Raw genomic sequence first — 14,817 nt, forward strand, 5'->3', positions numbered from 1 at the left:
ACAACAATATGTTACTTTTTGTGATACAATGACGTGGCAGGTATTAGGAAAAGAGGTTGATTGAGTTATGTTGACATTTACGGGCTACAATGTGGAGAATGTAAAAGATCCTTTCGGTATACTAACCGGTAAACGGTATGAATTTGTCGTTCAACTGGACGTTCCAGAGGATGATGAGCTGTATGTAGAGAACGGAGTATCCGCTAGAGCGATTATTAAGGTGGATGAAGATCAAGTCAGCATCGTAAGTTATGATCTACAGGAGACAACTTCAGGTCAACTGCTCGATTTCGATATGGAAGAGGACGAGGAAGAAGCGTTACTCCTTTTTTGTAAAGAGCATTTGCCAGAATAATTAAGCAGCATTGACCTCCTTGCCCAATGTTCAATTGTGGCAGGGATTTTTTTAAAATATAAGCATTTATATGTTCAAGCTGTAAATTATCTAAATAGGAGTTGTATACATGTCTAATGAAGAAGTGTTCTTGACCAAAGAAGGGTTGGCTCAATTAGAGGAAGAGCTGAAGGAATTGAAAGGCGCAGGGCGTAAGGAATTGGCGGCACGGCTTAAATTGGCGATCAGCTATGGAGACTTGAAGGAAAATAGTGAGTACCATTCGGCCAAGGACGATCAATCGTTCATGGAGACTCGTATTATGATTCTGGAGAAAATGTTGACCAAAGCCAAGATCGTGGATGAGAGCCAAATGGATCTGTCAAAGGTTAGTATGGGTTGTATTGTTATTCTGAATGACATCGAATATTCGGAGAAGATCGAATATAGAATTGTTGGAGCTGCTGAGGCAGATGTTCTTAATAACAAGATTTCCTATGAAAGCCCGCTAGGCAAGGAATTGCTGGGTAAAAAGGTCGGCGATATTGTTAGTGTAAATGCACCGATGGGCATCATTAAATATGAGTTGCTTGAGATCAAAATGATGTAACAATATACCGAAAAGCTCTCAACCCTTTGTAAGGGCTGGGAGCTTTTTTTGTTGGCATGATAGGTTTTGGCTATGAGGTATATTGATTTCATATCTTAGACGTTCTGCGCTGTTGCGCTTATAGTTTGAAGTAAACTACAGCAGAGGAGTTCTATTCATGATCCAAAGTGTGTTATCGACGTTATACCAAGTCATCGTGCCCTTGTCCATTCCTGTGATCGTGGGTGCGCTGCTTGGGCGGTTTAAGAATCTGGATACGAAGCCGTTATTGACGCTTTATCTATACTTTTTAACGCCGGCAATTATTTTAAATACATTGGCTACTGCCGAGATATCCATGAATGATATTTATAGGACGCTCGCCTTTTCGCTTCTAAATCTAATCTTCTTATGGGCGATTGCGAATATAGTGGGCAAATTATTGAAGCTAGATCCATCCGAAGTATCCGGTCTGACCTTGATTTCAACGTTTACGAATAGCGTGAATTATGGACTTCCGCTGGTGTTGCTAGCTTTCGGACAGCTTGGTCTCGATAAGGCCTCTGTATATGTGATCGGACAGATGATTATCGTGAATACGATAGGCGTTTATTTTGCAGCAAGATCTCAGTTTTCGGTAAAAAATGCAGTGAAATCGGTCTTTTCGCTTCCTGCCATTTACGCAGCTCTGTTGGCCCTTCTTCTCCGCATCTTTGGCCTGCATTTGCCTACAGAGGTGGCTACAGGGGTTGCCTTGGTAGCTGGAGGATATTCGCCGGTGGTACTGGCGATCCTTGGCGCACAGATGGTTAAAGTGAGAACCATGCCATCCGCACGCAAGGGCCAGTCTACTTTTTGGACAGGGATGTCGATTCGATTAATCTTAGCGCCGCTAGTGGCTTACCTCGGATTATCGATCCTGCAAATAACCGGGACCTTGTTCTCTGTGCTGCTGATTTTGGCTTCTATGCCAGTTGCCGTCAACGCCGTAGTGTTAGCCGAGCGCTTTAATGCCTCACCGGAGCTGGTATCCAAATGTATTTTGTGGACGACGCTTGCTTCGTTTCTCGTGTTGCCGGTGCTTATAGTGTTAGTGCAAGGTGCGTAAGCCCTTAGAAATCAAAATGATCTGGGTCTGGACCTACCCGTTGATCTTGGTTGAGAGAGTTAATTAGAGTCATATCCTCGTCAGATAAATTGAAATCAAACACGTCTACATTTTCGATGATCCGGTGTTCTTTAGTAGACTTAGGAATAGTGATAATCCCACGTTGCAGGTCCCAACGGACAATAACTTGAGCGACGGATTTGTCATGTTTGGCAGCAATTTGTTTCAGTACAGGCTGATCGAACAATTGACCTTGCATTAACGGAGACCAAGCTTCTAATTGGATTCCTTGCTCTTTGCAGAAGTCGAGCAGCTCTTGCTGATTCAAATAGGGATGTAATTCAACTTGATTGACCATCGGCTTAATCTCAGCATCCTTCAGTACATCTTCAAGATGGTGAATCTGGAAGTTGCTGACCCCAATGGCTTTTACCCGGCCCTCTTTATACAACGTTTCAAGCGCTCTCCAAGACTCTTTATATTTTCCTTTTACAGGCCAGTGAATAAGGTACAAATCCAGGTATTTAAGTCCGAGTTTAGCTAAGCTAGTCTCGTAGGCGGCGATGGTCTCTTCGTAGCCCATATCTGCGGTCCAGACCTTTGTGGTTACGAAAAGCTCTTCTCTGGACAAGCTGTTCTCTTGCAGAGCCTCTTGGATGGCTTGTCCCACGCCTGTTTCATTCTCATAAATTGCGGCAGTGTCAATGCTGCGGTAACCGTGTTTAATAGCGGACTTGATCGCTTGTATCAGTTCTGCGCCTTCTTCTACTTTAAATACGCCAAGCCCTAGCCAAGGCATATTTACACCGTTGTGTAATGTAGTTGTATCCTGTAGATGTTGAGCCATAATAAAGTAACCTCCTAAGATATTTAAAAGTTTGTTTGGGTTGTTAATGGACTGCTGTTTAAGCAGCTTTAGTCTGGAGAGGAGCCTCATCTTTCTTCTCCAGAGCACGGCTCCATGCCGTCAGTAATACTGCGGACAGAACCATGATTGCACCTACCCAAGTGGTATGAATCAGTCCCATATGATCTGTGACGATGCCGCCAAGGTACGCACCAATGGCAATACCAGCGTTAAAAGCAGCAATATTTAATGCAGAAGCTACATCTCGTGCACTTGGCGCATATCGATCTGCAAGCGTAACAACATGTACTTGCAAGCCGGGCACGTTCATGAAAGCTAACAGTCCCATAAAGAAGATCGTAATCAGTGCGGCAACCTTGTAAGGTGCGGTAAAAGCTAAGACAAATAAGACGACAGCTTGGACTGCAAACATATAGAATAGAGCATTCATTGGTTTGCGGTTGGCGGCTTTACCTCCAATCACGTTCCCGATGGCAATCGCAATGCCGTAGACAAGCAAGATGACGGCGACTGTATTCTCTTTGAATCCGCTGATCTCATGCAGAAGGGGCGATAAATAAGTAAAGACTACAAATGTGCCCCCATAGCCCAAAGCTGTAATCGCGAAGGCAAGCAGTAAACGCCCATTGGTGACCAGCTTAACTTGCTCACGAAGGGGTGTGTGGGTACCTTTGCGCAGCCCGGATGAAGGAACAAGGATCAGATTGCCGATGAGTGCTATAAGCCCGATTGCAATGATAGCAACAAATGCAGCACGCCAGCCGAGTTGTTGGCCAAGGAACGTACCTAGCGGAACGCCAGTAACAGTAGCTACTGTAAGTCCAGTGAACATGATGGCAATGGCACTGGCCTTACGATCCTCAGGCACGAGGTCGGCGGCAATGGTCGAAGCAATCGACATGAACAAGCCATGTGCCAGGGCGGAAATCACTCTCGCGATTAACAGCAATGTAATCCCGTCCGCCGCCGCCGCAAGACTATTGCCGATAATAAAAACGATCATAATGCTTAGCAGCAATGTTTTGCGTGATATCGACGTGGTTAGCGACGTTAAGATGGGTGCGCCAAAAGTTACTCCTAAAGCGTATAAAGTAACGGTCAACCCGGCTGTGGTTACCGGTATATGCAGATCCGTGGCGATTAGAGGCAGCAGCCCCACACTGATAAACTCAGTGGTTCCAATCGCAAAGGCACTAATGGCTAGAGCTAAGAGCGCCAAGGTGCTTCTTCTTTTATCTAAGGACATTTCTTTCACTCCTACGCTGTGTTAATCACCGGCCGGTAAGTGCTATTATGAAGAGATATGTCCATTAAGTATAGTACGTACTTTAAAGTGCTATAGGTACTAAAAAGTACCTGTAACGCAACTCACCAAACCCAAAAAAAGCATGGGCGCCCTGATCTCGTCGGGTTTGCCCATGCTTTTTGCTATACTTGTTATATAGTCCCGAAAGGGTTAACGAGACCGTTGTTTGAGGTGGCGCCGTTTAGTTGTGCCTTTGTTAGTGGCGTGCCCACCCGATCCTCCACCAACCGCCTGTTGCTGTCTTGTTCCTGGACTTTCAATAGCGGAGTTTGTTCCACCGGTGCTGAACGTTCCGCCTCCGCTTGCTACCTGAGTTGCGGAGGCATTCTGGCTCCGTTTAGGCAGTTTAACCGTCTGGGTATTGATAACGACCACAACTTCTTTGCGATACGGATATAATAAGAGGGGCTTAGCTTTGCCGCGTTTGTTGCCCCCACTGCCTAGGTTAGTCGCATCACCGCCTGCGCCGACACTTTGTTGTTGGCGTGTATAGGGAGAAGCAATGGCGGCATTATTGCCGCTTGCGCTGCTGCGTCCTGCACCGCTTGCAATTTGTGTAGTGTTGGGGGCGTTCGTATATTGATTGTTGATGACAAAGATTAATCTGTCCACTCCGTGGAGTGGGGTCCTTGTAATTATGCGCCGTTTTCCTTTTTGAATAATGACAACGATCCGGTCTCTTTTATAGGCCACCCATATTCACTCTCCCATACTTTGACTTCATTAACATTAATGCAGATGGGGGGATTAAGTGATGAATACGGGCGGACCACCTCGAAAAACAATCATTTGCCTAAGTTGCTGCCTAATAATCGGTTTATTTATTCAAAGCTATATTTGATCCCCCATTGTTCCCGGACATTGCTCATAATGTCCATGACATCCAAGGAGAGGTCGAGGGTCTCTTTATGGCTTTTATCTGCAATATACCGCCGCATATCTTCAATCTCGTATTGTAAAGCCTTGGCTGTATCTCCAGCCTCAATCGTCTCTACTGTGCCATCCAAATATTGAATGGTGGCTTTGCTGGCCCGCGGGAAATTGTCTACGGTAATAAATCCGAGTTCTCCTGCAACCACGCCTCGTTTAGGCATTTTGGAGCGCATTGTAAGGGAGATTACCGCCATTTCATCTGCAGCATTGTTAAGAATAATGCCGGATTGCTCGTCCACTCCTGTCTCGAATCGTTTTACCGTAGTAAGAATCTCATGGGGCTGTTTGGACAGGAAGAATCTTGTGAAGGACAACGCATACGTCCCAATATCCAGCAGGGCTCCGCCCGCCAGATCTTTGCTGAAGAAACGGTTGTTCACATCATATTCTTTATGGCTGCCAAAGGAGACCTGCACCATTTTGAGGCGCCCGATGATGCCATCCTCAATGAGCTGCCGCAGTTTTTTATACAGTGGCATATGGTAGATGGTCATAGCTTCGGCCACAACCAGATCCTTTTCAGCGGCAAGTAGGGTGACCTCTTGAAGTTGTTTGCTGTTCACTGTGATTGCTTTTTCGCAGAGAACATGTTTGTTATTCTGTAAGCTTTCAATGATGTATTCATAATGATTGCTATGTGGCGTAGAGATGTACACTACATCAATTGCGGGATCCTGCAGCATTTCACTGTAACTGCCATAAGCTTTCGTGGCTCCATATTGATTTGCGAATTGTTGTGCTTTCTCTAAGCTCCGCGATCCAACCGCATACAATGTTTCCCCCGTTTCATTCAGCGCAGCCGCAAATTCGGCAGCTATACTTCCCGGACCTACAATTGCCCACTTTAAGGGATTCATTTCCAGCACCTCACCTGTTTGGATTGTTTGTTTTTATTTAGAGATAACCTTGATTCCATCTGAACCATTCATCTCCATAAAAGTTTTGATATTAAGCACATTTGTGCAATATAATAATAAATGTGCAAAACAATCGTCTACAGTATAGCGGGGGGTTCTAAATCCGTCAAACTGTTGAATATAGCGGGGGCGTTGTAACATGGATCGAAAAGAAGATAAGAAGCTGCTCATTAAAATAGCACAAATGTATTATGAACAGAATTTAACGCAGAGTGAAATCTCTAGCGAACTTGGTATATATCGTACCACCATCAGCAGGATGCTAAAGAGGGTACGTGAAGAAGGTATCGTTACAATAACTATTAATTACGATACTGGCGATCATTTTACATTGGAGCAGGAGCTGAAGGAGCGGTTCGGGCTACGGGAAGCCATTGTTGTGGAGGTAGATCCTGCACAGTCCAGTACGATAAAACGCAAAGCTATAGGACAAGCCTGTGCGAGATGGCTCGAGCAAGTGCTTCTCCCGAAAGATACGATTGGGTTTTCTTGGGGAAGCAGCTTAGCTAGCGTTGTAGAAAGCCTAACACAAGCCCAGAGACCTTTTGTAACCTGTGTACCTACGGTTGGCGGCCCATCAGGAAAGATGGAGAGCGGGTACCATGTAAATAACATCTGCTATCAAGCTGCCCTGAAATGGGGTGCGCGCTCGTTAATGATTGATGTTCCAGCGATCACGGAGCAAAAGGAAACTAGAGATCAACTGATGAATTCGCAGTATTATCAGACCATTGCCAAGGCGTGGGACCATCTGGATATCGCTGTGTTCGGCATCGGATCGCCGGAAATGAAAGGGGAAGAGGCGTGGCGCGGATTTTATGGTGATGCAGTGATTGCTGAGCTGGAGAATGGAAAGGTCGCTGGTGATATCTGTTCACGATTCTATGATGGGAACGGGATTCCCGTGCATACCGGAATATCGGATCGAACGCTGACTATTGAGCTGGAGCAGATCAAGCAAGCTCGGTATTCGATTGGTGTAGCGGAGTCACTTGAGAAGGTTACAGGGATCCGTGGTGCGCTAAATGGCGGTTATATGAATGTACTTGTAACGACCCAAGAAACAGCGCAGAAGATATTGGAGTAACAACTACTAAATGTAAACAATTGAATTTCGTGAAAATAACCTGAAAATGGCATGCAAATTGCTTAAAATTTTGCTTGTAAGCACCAGACAGAGCGTGTAAGATATACAAGGTATTCATATCGAACATTTATAAAAATATAAGTTTCACATTATACATTATCCTTATATTTGCTTGTCAACTCATATAATCTTGGGAATATGGCCCATAAGTTTCTACCGGATAACCACTGTAATTATCCGACTATGAGTGAAATAGCGCATCTAGGGTTCCGCTTCCTGACTATGGAAGGACTGGACCGAGCGATGCGGACACTATGCAGTGTTACACCACTAAGGGACAAAAACCCAGAAGGACAAATTCACTTGAGAGAAACGACTCAAGGGATTTGTCCTTTTTTTGTTTTTAATTCAGAAGGAGAGATCAAGTTTACTATGAAGGTACTTCAAGAGCGCATCAGACAAGAGGGTCTTATTTTATCAGATACGGTACTAAAGGTAGATTCATTTCTGAATCATCAGGTGGATACGGAGCTTGCCTTACAAATTGGACAGGAGTTCAAGCGGTTGTTTGGACATTTGCCTATCACTAAGATCATCACTATTGAAGCAAGTGGCATTCAATTCGCCATGGCTACGGCCATCGCCTTAGGCGTACCGTTTGTATATGCGAAGAAAAAGAAAGCAGTGACCTTATCTGAAGCGGTCTATTCCGCGCCGGTACATTCTTTTACACGCAAAGAGGATTATATGGTTAGTGTCTCGCAAAAATATATCGGACCAAGCGATAAGGTGCTTATTGTAGATGACTTTTTGGCTACTGGTGCTGCTCTTGTTGGACTGGTTGATATCGTGCAAGAGGCTGGCGCTGAGCTCCTTGGCGTTGGTTGTGTGATTGAAAAATGCTTCCAAGAAGGCCGGAGTCTACTCGAGGATAGAGGGATAGAAGTCCATGCTTTAGCCCGGATCACATCTATGTCACCAGGTGAAATTCACTTCATTGATAATGAAAGTTCAAAAGAGCCAATCAAGGAGAGTGCGAGATGTTAAGCAAGAAAAAAGTATTTGCGTTAGGATTTCAGCATGTACTGGCGATGTATGCCGGAGCAGTTGTTGTTCCGCTGATCGTAGGGAACGCGCTGAACCTGAATGCCACCCAAATGGCCTATCTTATCGCAGCTGATTTGTTTACTTGCGGGTTAGCTACTTTGCTGCAGATTATGGGCACTAAGTATTTTGGCAGCAGGCTGCCGGTTATTCTTGGATGTACCTTTACGGCAGTAGGGCCGATTATCGCTATCGGCAGTGCCAACAATTTGGCAACGGTGTACGGAGCAATTATTTTATCTGGTCTATTCGTGGTACTGGCGGCCCCGCTTTACGGGAAGCTGCTGAGGTTCTTCCCAACGATAGTAACGGGCTCAGTCGTGACCATTATTGGGTTATCTCTTATTCCTGTAGCTATGAATAGCGTAGCTGGCGGAGAAGGCAGCGCTGATTTTGGGAATCCCCGCAATTTGTTGCTTGCACTGATCACGCTGCTGGTCATTTTAGCGGTTAACCGTTTTACTACAGGATTTCTTCGCTCGGTCTCTGTCTTGATAGGTCTTTTAGTGGGTACAATTATTGCTTATGGAATGGGCATTGTTAGTTTCTCTACAGTAGGTGAAGCCTCTTGGGTAAGTGTTGCACAGCCTTTCTACTTCGGATGGCCTCAGTTCAATCTTACGGCTATTTTCACTATGATCATTGTTAATATTGTTAGTATGGTGGAGTCCACAGGTGTTTACTTTGCGATTGGTAAAGTAACGGATCAGAAAGTGGAACAAAAGCAGATCGTAAACGGGCTGCGTTCGGAAGGTTTGGCGATTATGCTGGGCGGGATCTTTAATGCATTTCCGTACACAGCATTTTCGCAAAATGTAGGATTGGTCTCGCTAACTCGGGTCAAAACTCGTAATGTTATTTTTGCAGCCGGCGGGATTATGGTTGTGCTTGGATTACTGCCTAAATTGGCGGCTCTGACAACGGTTATTCCCAATGCCGTACTGGGTGGAGCGATGATCGTGATGTTCGGATCGGTTGCTGTTTCCGGGATGTCGATTCTGTCAGAGGTAGATCTGCGTAAGGATGGTAATCTGCTGATTGCCGCTTGTAGTATCGCTGTTGGTTTGGGTTCGGCAACTGTACCTGCGATGTTCGATCAATTGCCTGAATTCGCCCGGATGCTGCTGCAAAACGGTATCGTATCCGGTTCCCTTACAGCGATTGTGCTGAATATCTTCCTCTCGAAGACAAAGGATAATGTTCTGGCAGAAGATCCTGCTGCCCCTGTTCTAACGAAAGAAACACAAGTCTCATAATACGTTTAATTCATGTTAAAAGACCAAGCTCTGGTGTGCTGAAACCTAAGCTTGGTCTTTTTCTCATGCTCAGTGCTTGTGCATATGCACAAAAAAATAGGTTGTCCCGTCAATATTATTGGGTTTGTAAGCGCAGTATACTCAGTTTAGAAAGCGTTATCAAATTACACACTGTATAGTGTCAAATTCTTATACTAGGGGGCAACTAGAGATGGAAGGCACAGTAATTAACTGGATGGGCGCGATTGCGGGATTGATTCTGGCCGTCGTATTGATTTTCAAAAAGGTTAACCCGGTCTACGCACTCTTTTTAGGCGCGATTGCCGGAGGAATATTAGGCGGGGCATCCATTGCAGAGACAGTACAATATATCATCGACGGAACGAATAGCGTTATGGGTGCAGTTGTACGTGTACTCGCGGCAGGTGTGCTGGCGGGGGTATTGATTGAATCTGGGGCAGCCGAACGAATGGCCGAGACCATAGTAGATAAGCTTGGTGAAAAGAAAGCCTTATTATCTATAGCGCTGGCTACTATGATAATTACAGCAGTGGGCGTATTCATCACAGTCGCTATCATTATTGTCGCTCCAATCGCTTTGTCCGTAGGTAAGAAGATCGGCATTTCCAAAACCGCTTTGCTGCTCGCACTGGTCGGTGGCGGTAAAGCCGGTAACATTATTTCACCGAACCCGAACACCATTGCCGTAGCTAAAGGCTTTGATGTAGATTTGGCTCAGGTCATGATTCATGGATTCATCCCAGCCGTTGCGGGTCTGATTGTCACTGTTATTATTGCTAATCTGTTGGTCAACAAAGGTGTAAAAATTGCAGAGGGCGACGTTGTAACTAAAGAGGAAGACAGCACTAAGGTTAAACCTAGCTTTGGCCGTGCTATCGTCGCTCCAGTTGTCGCTATTTTGCTTCTAGCCATTAACCCAATCGGAAATATTCTAAATATCGAATTGCTGAAATCATTTAAAGTCGATTCTATGATCATCTTGCCTCTTGCCGGCATTATTGGATTGATTGCTATGAAACAAACGAAGAACATCATTTCTTTTACAACCTCAGGGTTAAATAAAATGACAGGTACAGCCATTATCCTGATTGGTGCTGGTGCTATCGCTGGTATTATCTCGAAATCGGATCTGAGCGCTACTGTTGTAGATGCAATAACGGCTATGGGGATTTCCGGAACGTTCCTTGCTCCAATTGCAGGGATCCTGATGGCGGCTGCTACAGCATCAACCTCTACGGCTTCTATCGTGGCTGCCGGATCATTTGGTCCCGCTATTCTTTCGATGGGCACAGCGCCGCTAAATGCAGCAATTATGGTGCACACCGGGGCTACAGTTATTGACCATCTGCCACACGGTAACTTCTTCCACGTGACCGCAGATTCCGTTAAGATGAACATTAAGGACCGGATGTCACTGATTCCTTATGAAAGTCTCGTGGGTCTGACGATGGCTATCGTCGCCACTATATTATACGGCTTCATCCTATAATTTATATTTGCAACTAGAAGGGACGGATATTCTATGAATAAAGACTTTGTCATCGTATTGGCACCGGATTCTTTCAAGGAAAGCATGACAGCCAAAGAAGCTTGTGAAGCCATGGAAAAAGGCATTCATAAAGTAAATTCTAATATTACTTGTATTCATGTACCCATGGCAGATGGCGGCGAAGGAACGATGCAGTCCTTGGTCGATGCAACGGAAGGTACAGTATATATAACAAAAGTTAAAGGGCCACTGGGCAATGAAGTTAGCGCATCCTACGGAATCACAGGAGACGGGCTGACAGGGGTGCTGGAAATGGCTAGTGCGAGTGGTATTCAGCTGGTATCCCCTGAGACACGTAACCCATTGATTACAACCACCTACGGGACAGGACAATTAATCAAAGCATGTCTGGATCGTGGGGTCAGCAAGCTGCTGATTGGCATCGGTGGCAGTGCCACCAATGACGGAGGCGCCGGGATGGTGCAGGCATTAGGCGGCAGGCTGCTGGATGCCGAAGGCAATGAGCTGTTATTTGGTGGTGGTCAGCTTGGCAGATTAGCCCGTGTTGATCTGAGTGGATTTGACCCTCGCCTGAAGGATGTACAGGTTGAAGTGGCCTGCGACGTTACGAATCCATTATGTGGGTTGACCGGAGCTTCCAATGTATTTGGTCCGCAAAAAGGGGCTACGTCGGATATGATCAAACAGCTGGACAGCAATCTGCATCATTATGCGAGTGTCATCAAAGAGCAACTGGGTTTCGATATTATAGATATGCCTGGTGCTGGTGCAGCGGGTGGACTTGGGGCAGGACTGGTAGTGTTCTTAAACGGAATATTAAAAAAGGGCATTGAGCTTGTGATCGACTATACTGGACTTGAAGAAAAGGTGCAGCAGGCGGACATGGTGTGGACCGGGGAAGGAAGCATCGATTTCCAGACCCAATATGGCAAGACCCCGCTTGGCGTTGCTGAGGTAGCTAAGAAATATAATAAACCCGTACTGGCCTTCGCGGGACGGATCGGCGATCAGACGGAAGTGCTGTATGATAAAGGGATCGATGCTATTTTTGGCATCATGCCAGGTGCAGCTTCATTGGAGGATGCCTTGAATAAAGGGCAAGAGAATCTGGAAAGAACGGCTGAGAATGTGGCTAGGTTAGTCATGCTGAACCAAGGAAGCTGATTGAATTATACAAAGTGATAGAGGGGCTGACTGAACGGAGTCAGCCCCTTTTTTCTTTTTTAAGGTAGAAGCTTTCTGAGTAGAATATAAAGGAACAGGAGGTACAGACATGAAGATATCGAAATCACTCGCAGGACAAATAGCACAAGAAATGATGAGCGTAGTTCCTTATAACATTAATGTTATGGATGAGAGCGGGTTTATTGTGGGGAGCGGAGATCTGAAACGGGTCGGAACCTTACATGAGGGAGCGAGAATAGCTATTCAAAGTGGGCATGTCTTTGAAGTGTACGAGGATGGCAGCGGCATGAAGCCGGGGGTGAATGAACCCATTATTATAGATCATAAAGTTTTGGGTGTGGTAGGTATTACGGGACATCCAGATGAGGTTAGGCCGTTTAGTAAGCTGGTCAGAGTCACTACTATATTACTTATTGAGCAGGAAGCAAGGAACAAGCTGGAACAGGATGAGCGAGTAAAACGTGTGAAATTTTATCATGAATTGTCTTATCGTAAAGAAGCATATGATCTTGAGTTTCTGGAACGGGCGGGCAGCTATGGGCTTGACCTTAAGAAAAAATGCTGGGCGATCCTTGTGGAAGGTGATGTGAACGGAAAAGAATTCAAAAATGTATTTAGGTCTTATCCACATTATTGGAATTTGGAGAATGATAAGGCGGTTTTTTTCATAACGGATGCTTTTCTTTATAAAGAGCTTATAGGAAAACTAAATTCATGTACGAATGTGGGGCGAATAGGTTCTGGCGAAGCGGCGGAGTTAGCTGCTTATTCACTTGAACAGGCCCAGGCGGCGATTAGTGTTGGCAGCAGAGTCGACCCGCTCAAGAAACTGTACACTTATGAGGAACTAAAATTCTTGATTCATCTCTCTTATGACGGTGCTGAACGGCCCGGAACGATTTATGCTCTGCTGGATCAGTCGGGCGATAAGACAGGCCTGATTGAAACGCTGCAAGTATTTATTGCTGAGAATGGGGACCATAATCGTACTGTACAGAAGCTGAATATTCACCGAAATACACTGAACTACCGGCTTAATCGCATTCATACATTGACGGGCAAAAATCCACGTAACTACATGGAGTTGTTTGAATTGTTGTGCGGATTGATGTGGCGGAAGTAATTTAAATCCCCCTATTCCAATTGCCATCCTGATTTTATAGGCATAAACTTAGATAAGCTTGTATAGATAAATTAGGACAGGGATGGATAGGAATGAATGATAAAGTAGTAATGAATGATAAAGTAGTCATGCCATTATGGACCATGTGCCTTTTTATCGTAGTGATGAACACAACGATGTTTAATGTATCACTTCCAACCATTATTCAGGATCTCCAAATTTCTGCTGATCTAGGTTCATGGGTAATTTCGAGCTATTCGATTGGATATGCTTTATCGACGGTTATTTATAGCCGCTTATCAGACGTGGTGCCGATTCGGAGACTTTTGACCGTTGGCTTAATTACTCTTGGGTTAGCCTCAGTGTTTGGATTATTTGCGCATGACTTTAATACATTATTGATAACGAGAATAGTACAATCTGCCGGCGCGGGTGCGATGGCTGGATTGGGTCTCGTACTGGCCAGCCGTTATGTACCTATTGAAAGACGTGGTGCGGCTATCGCCATGATCTCCGCAGGGAGTGCAATGGCCTTTGGGTTGGGCCCTATTTTCGGTGGCGTCATCAGTCAGTATTTTGGCTGGAATGGGTTATTCGGAATTACTTGCCTTGTGCTTGTTGTATTGCCAGTGCTGCTGCGGTTATTACCTAAGGAACAGCCTCAGCCTGCAGGCTTTGATGTTATTGGGGCGGCGTTGACCGTTGTAAATGCGGCAAGTCTGCTGGTAGCCGTAACTACCCAATCTCTGGTATGGTTAGCAGTGGGCATAGTATCTATTATCGTGCACGCTTGGTATTTGAAGAAGGCGAAGGAATCCTTTATTAACCCGCAGTTGCTAAAAATGCCGGGATACTTGAAGCTAGTTACCATAGGCTTTTGTATTCTGGTGCTGAACTTGGGGAATTTGTTCCTGATGCCGCTTGTGCTCGCTAATCTGTTTGGTAAATCCGCGTTGATGATTGGTTTGTTTATCGCACCTGGTGCGTTATTATCCGCATTTCTTACCCGTTTTGTTGGACGTTTTATTGACCGGTATGGCAACTTGCGCTTCTTAATCATAGGACATTGTATCCTTGCCGCTGTTATGGCTGCATTTGCGCTGAACCTTTCTGTATCTCCTGTAGTTCTTCTGCTTGGTTATCTTTGCTTCTCTCCTGCCTTCTCGGCGACAATGGCATCCTTAAATAATGAAGCTTCTCGGGTTCTTCCGCGAACTTGGATTGGTTCAGGTATGGGGCTTTTACAACTGATTCAGTTCTTTGGAGGTTCTGTATCTGTTGCGGTCTGTGGGCTGTTGCTGCATGCTCAGCGTGATCTTGCGCCGGCAAAAGCATATGAGCATGTATACGGACTGTTGCTTCTTGTCAGCTTGTGTTCGTTAGGAGTTCTCCTTTTATACAGACGTTCTCATTCCAAAAGTAATACTGGGCAATCTATACAAGCTTAGAACTGAAACGAAAAGGTGATAAAAACGT

At 45.3% G+C, this 14,817-nt stretch carries 14 protein-coding genes and 1 riboswitch; of the genes, 10 read left to right on the forward strand and 4 right to left on the reverse strand.

The features are described 5' to 3' along the window. Positions 1 to 67 precede the first annotated feature (67 nt). The 3 genes from MHH49_RS10865 to MHH49_RS10875 all read left to right on the forward strand — a co-directional run bounded on the left by MHH49_RS10865 (position 68) and on the right by MHH49_RS10875 (position 2,031). Entirely contained in the window at positions 68 to 355 is a 288-nt protein-coding gene (locus MHH49_RS10865) for a DUF6509 family protein (protein ID WP_036682221.1), read from the forward strand. A gap of 109 nt (positions 356 to 464) precedes the next feature. Continuing rightward, positions 465 to 944 carry a transcription elongation factor GreA gene (gene greA, locus MHH49_RS10870; protein ID WP_036682220.1) on the forward strand — a complete coding sequence of 160 codons (480 nt, stop codon included), beginning with the start codon at positions 465 to 467 and terminating at the stop codon, positions 942 to 944. A 157-nt stretch (positions 945 to 1,101) separates the two neighbouring features. Next, positions 1,102 to 2,031: an AEC family transporter gene (locus MHH49_RS10875; protein WP_038573789.1), complete on the forward strand. Its 930-nt coding sequence runs from the start codon at positions 1,102 to 1,104 to the stop codon at positions 2,029 to 2,031. Positions 2,032 to 2,035: 4 nt separating this feature from the next. Here the strand turns inward: MHH49_RS10875 and MHH49_RS10880 are convergent, their stop codons facing one another. From MHH49_RS10880 to MHH49_RS10895, 4 genes are all read right to left on the reverse strand, one after another. Next, entirely contained in the window at positions 2,036 to 2,878 is an 843-nt protein-coding gene (locus MHH49_RS10880) for an aldo/keto reductase (RefSeq protein WP_038573786.1), read from the reverse strand. Positions 2,879 to 2,936: 58 nt separating this feature from the next. Then, positions 2,937 to 4,145, reverse strand: a complete 1,209-nt coding sequence (locus tag MHH49_RS10885; protein ID WP_038573785.1) for an MFS transporter — start codon at positions 4,143 to 4,145, stop codon at positions 2,937 to 2,939. Between the two features lie 210 nt (positions 4,146 to 4,355). After that, positions 4,356 to 4,898: a hypothetical protein gene (locus MHH49_RS10890; RefSeq protein ID WP_038573783.1), complete on the reverse strand. Its 543-nt coding sequence runs from the start codon at positions 4,896 to 4,898 to the stop codon at positions 4,356 to 4,358. Between the two features lie 128 nt (positions 4,899 to 5,026). Continuing rightward, complete coding sequence (locus tag MHH49_RS10895; protein WP_038573781.1) at positions 5,027 to 5,995, reverse strand: Gfo/Idh/MocA family protein; 969 nt, start codon at positions 5,993 to 5,995, stop codon at positions 5,027 to 5,029. Between the two features lie 199 nt (positions 5,996 to 6,194). Between MHH49_RS10895 and MHH49_RS10900 the strand changes: the two genes are divergently transcribed. From MHH49_RS10900 to MHH49_RS10930, 7 genes are all read left to right on the forward strand, one after another. Next, positions 6,195 to 7,142 carry a sugar-binding transcriptional regulator gene (locus tag MHH49_RS10900; RefSeq protein ID WP_038573779.1) on the forward strand — a complete coding sequence of 316 codons (948 nt, stop codon included), beginning with the start codon at positions 6,195 to 6,197 and terminating at the stop codon, positions 7,140 to 7,142. A 160-nt stretch (positions 7,143 to 7,302) separates the two neighbouring features. Beyond that, a riboswitch (purine riboswitch) is annotated at positions 7,303 to 7,406 on the forward strand. A gap of 168 nt (positions 7,407 to 7,574) precedes the next feature. Continuing rightward, positions 7,575 to 8,189 (forward strand): xanthine phosphoribosyltransferase, encoded by a 615-nt coding sequence (locus tag MHH49_RS10905; protein ID WP_036682464.1) that lies wholly within the window; start codon positions 7,575 to 7,577, stop codon positions 8,187 to 8,189. Continuing rightward, a complete protein-coding gene (locus MHH49_RS10910; RefSeq protein WP_036682206.1) occupies positions 8,183 to 9,502 on the forward strand; it encodes a nucleobase:cation symporter-2 family protein in 1,320 nt (439 codons plus the stop codon). Before MHH49_RS10905 ends, MHH49_RS10910 begins: the two co-directional genes overlap by 7 nt. A gap of 211 nt (positions 9,503 to 9,713) precedes the next feature. Next, positions 9,714 to 11,012, forward strand: a complete 1,299-nt coding sequence (locus MHH49_RS10915) for a GntP family permease (protein WP_038573777.1) — start codon at positions 9,714 to 9,716, stop codon at positions 11,010 to 11,012. 33 nt (positions 11,013 to 11,045) lie between these two features. After that, positions 11,046 to 12,197: a glycerate kinase family protein gene (locus tag MHH49_RS10920; RefSeq protein ID WP_036682201.1), complete on the forward strand. Its 1,152-nt coding sequence runs from the start codon at positions 11,046 to 11,048 to the stop codon at positions 12,195 to 12,197. 109 nt (positions 12,198 to 12,306) lie between these two features. Continuing rightward, positions 12,307 to 13,341: a CdaR family transcriptional regulator gene (locus MHH49_RS10925; RefSeq protein ID WP_341122363.1), complete on the forward strand. Its 1,035-nt coding sequence runs from the start codon at positions 12,307 to 12,309 to the stop codon at positions 13,339 to 13,341. Positions 13,342 to 13,433: 92 nt separating this feature from the next. After that, entirely contained in the window at positions 13,434 to 14,789 is a 1,356-nt protein-coding gene (locus tag MHH49_RS10930; protein ID WP_341138122.1) for an MFS transporter, read from the forward strand. The last annotated feature ends 28 nt before the right edge of the window (positions 14,790 to 14,817 follow it).

The organism is Paenibacillus sp. FSL F4-0122 (assembly GCF_038002845.1).
Classification (GTDB): domain Bacteria; phylum Bacillota; class Bacilli; order Paenibacillales; family Paenibacillaceae; genus Paenibacillus_AQ; species Paenibacillus_AQ odorifer.

Coding starts and splice junctions, on each gene's coding strand:
- MHH49_RS10865 (WP_036682221.1), top strand. CDS start 68: ATGTTGACATTTACGGGCTACAATGTGGAGAATGTAAAAGATCCTTTC.
- greA (WP_036682220.1), top strand. CDS start 465: ATGTCTAATGAAGAAGTGTTCTTGACCAAAGAAGGGTTGGCTCAATTA.
- MHH49_RS10875 (WP_038573789.1), top strand. CDS start 1,102: ATGATCCAAAGTGTGTTATCGACGTTATACCAAGTCATCGTGCCCTTG.
- MHH49_RS10880 (WP_038573786.1), bottom strand. CDS start 2,878: ATGGCTCAACATCTACAGGATACAACTACATTACACAACGGTGTAAAT.
- MHH49_RS10885 (WP_038573785.1), bottom strand. CDS start 4,145: ATGTCCTTAGATAAAAGAAGAAGCACCTTGGCGCTCTTAGCTCTAGCC.
- MHH49_RS10895 (WP_038573781.1), bottom strand. CDS start 5,995: ATGAATCCCTTAAAGTGGGCAATTGTAGGTCCGGGAAGTATAGCTGCC.
- MHH49_RS10900 (WP_038573779.1), top strand. CDS start 6,195: ATGGATCGAAAAGAAGATAAGAAGCTGCTCATTAAAATAGCACAAATG.
- MHH49_RS10905 (WP_036682464.1), top strand. CDS start 7,575: ATGAAGGTACTTCAAGAGCGCATCAGACAAGAGGGTCTTATTTTATCA.
- MHH49_RS10910 (WP_036682206.1), top strand. CDS start 8,183: ATGTTAAGCAAGAAAAAAGTATTTGCGTTAGGATTTCAGCATGTACTG.
- MHH49_RS10915 (WP_038573777.1), top strand. CDS start 9,714: ATGGAAGGCACAGTAATTAACTGGATGGGCGCGATTGCGGGATTGATT.
- MHH49_RS10920 (WP_036682201.1), top strand. CDS start 11,046: ATGAATAAAGACTTTGTCATCGTATTGGCACCGGATTCTTTCAAGGAA.
- MHH49_RS10925 (WP_341122363.1), top strand. CDS start 12,307: ATGAAGATATCGAAATCACTCGCAGGACAAATAGCACAAGAAATGATG.
- MHH49_RS10930 (WP_341138122.1), top strand. CDS start 13,434: ATGAATGATAAAGTAGTAATGAATGATAAAGTAGTCATGCCATTATGG.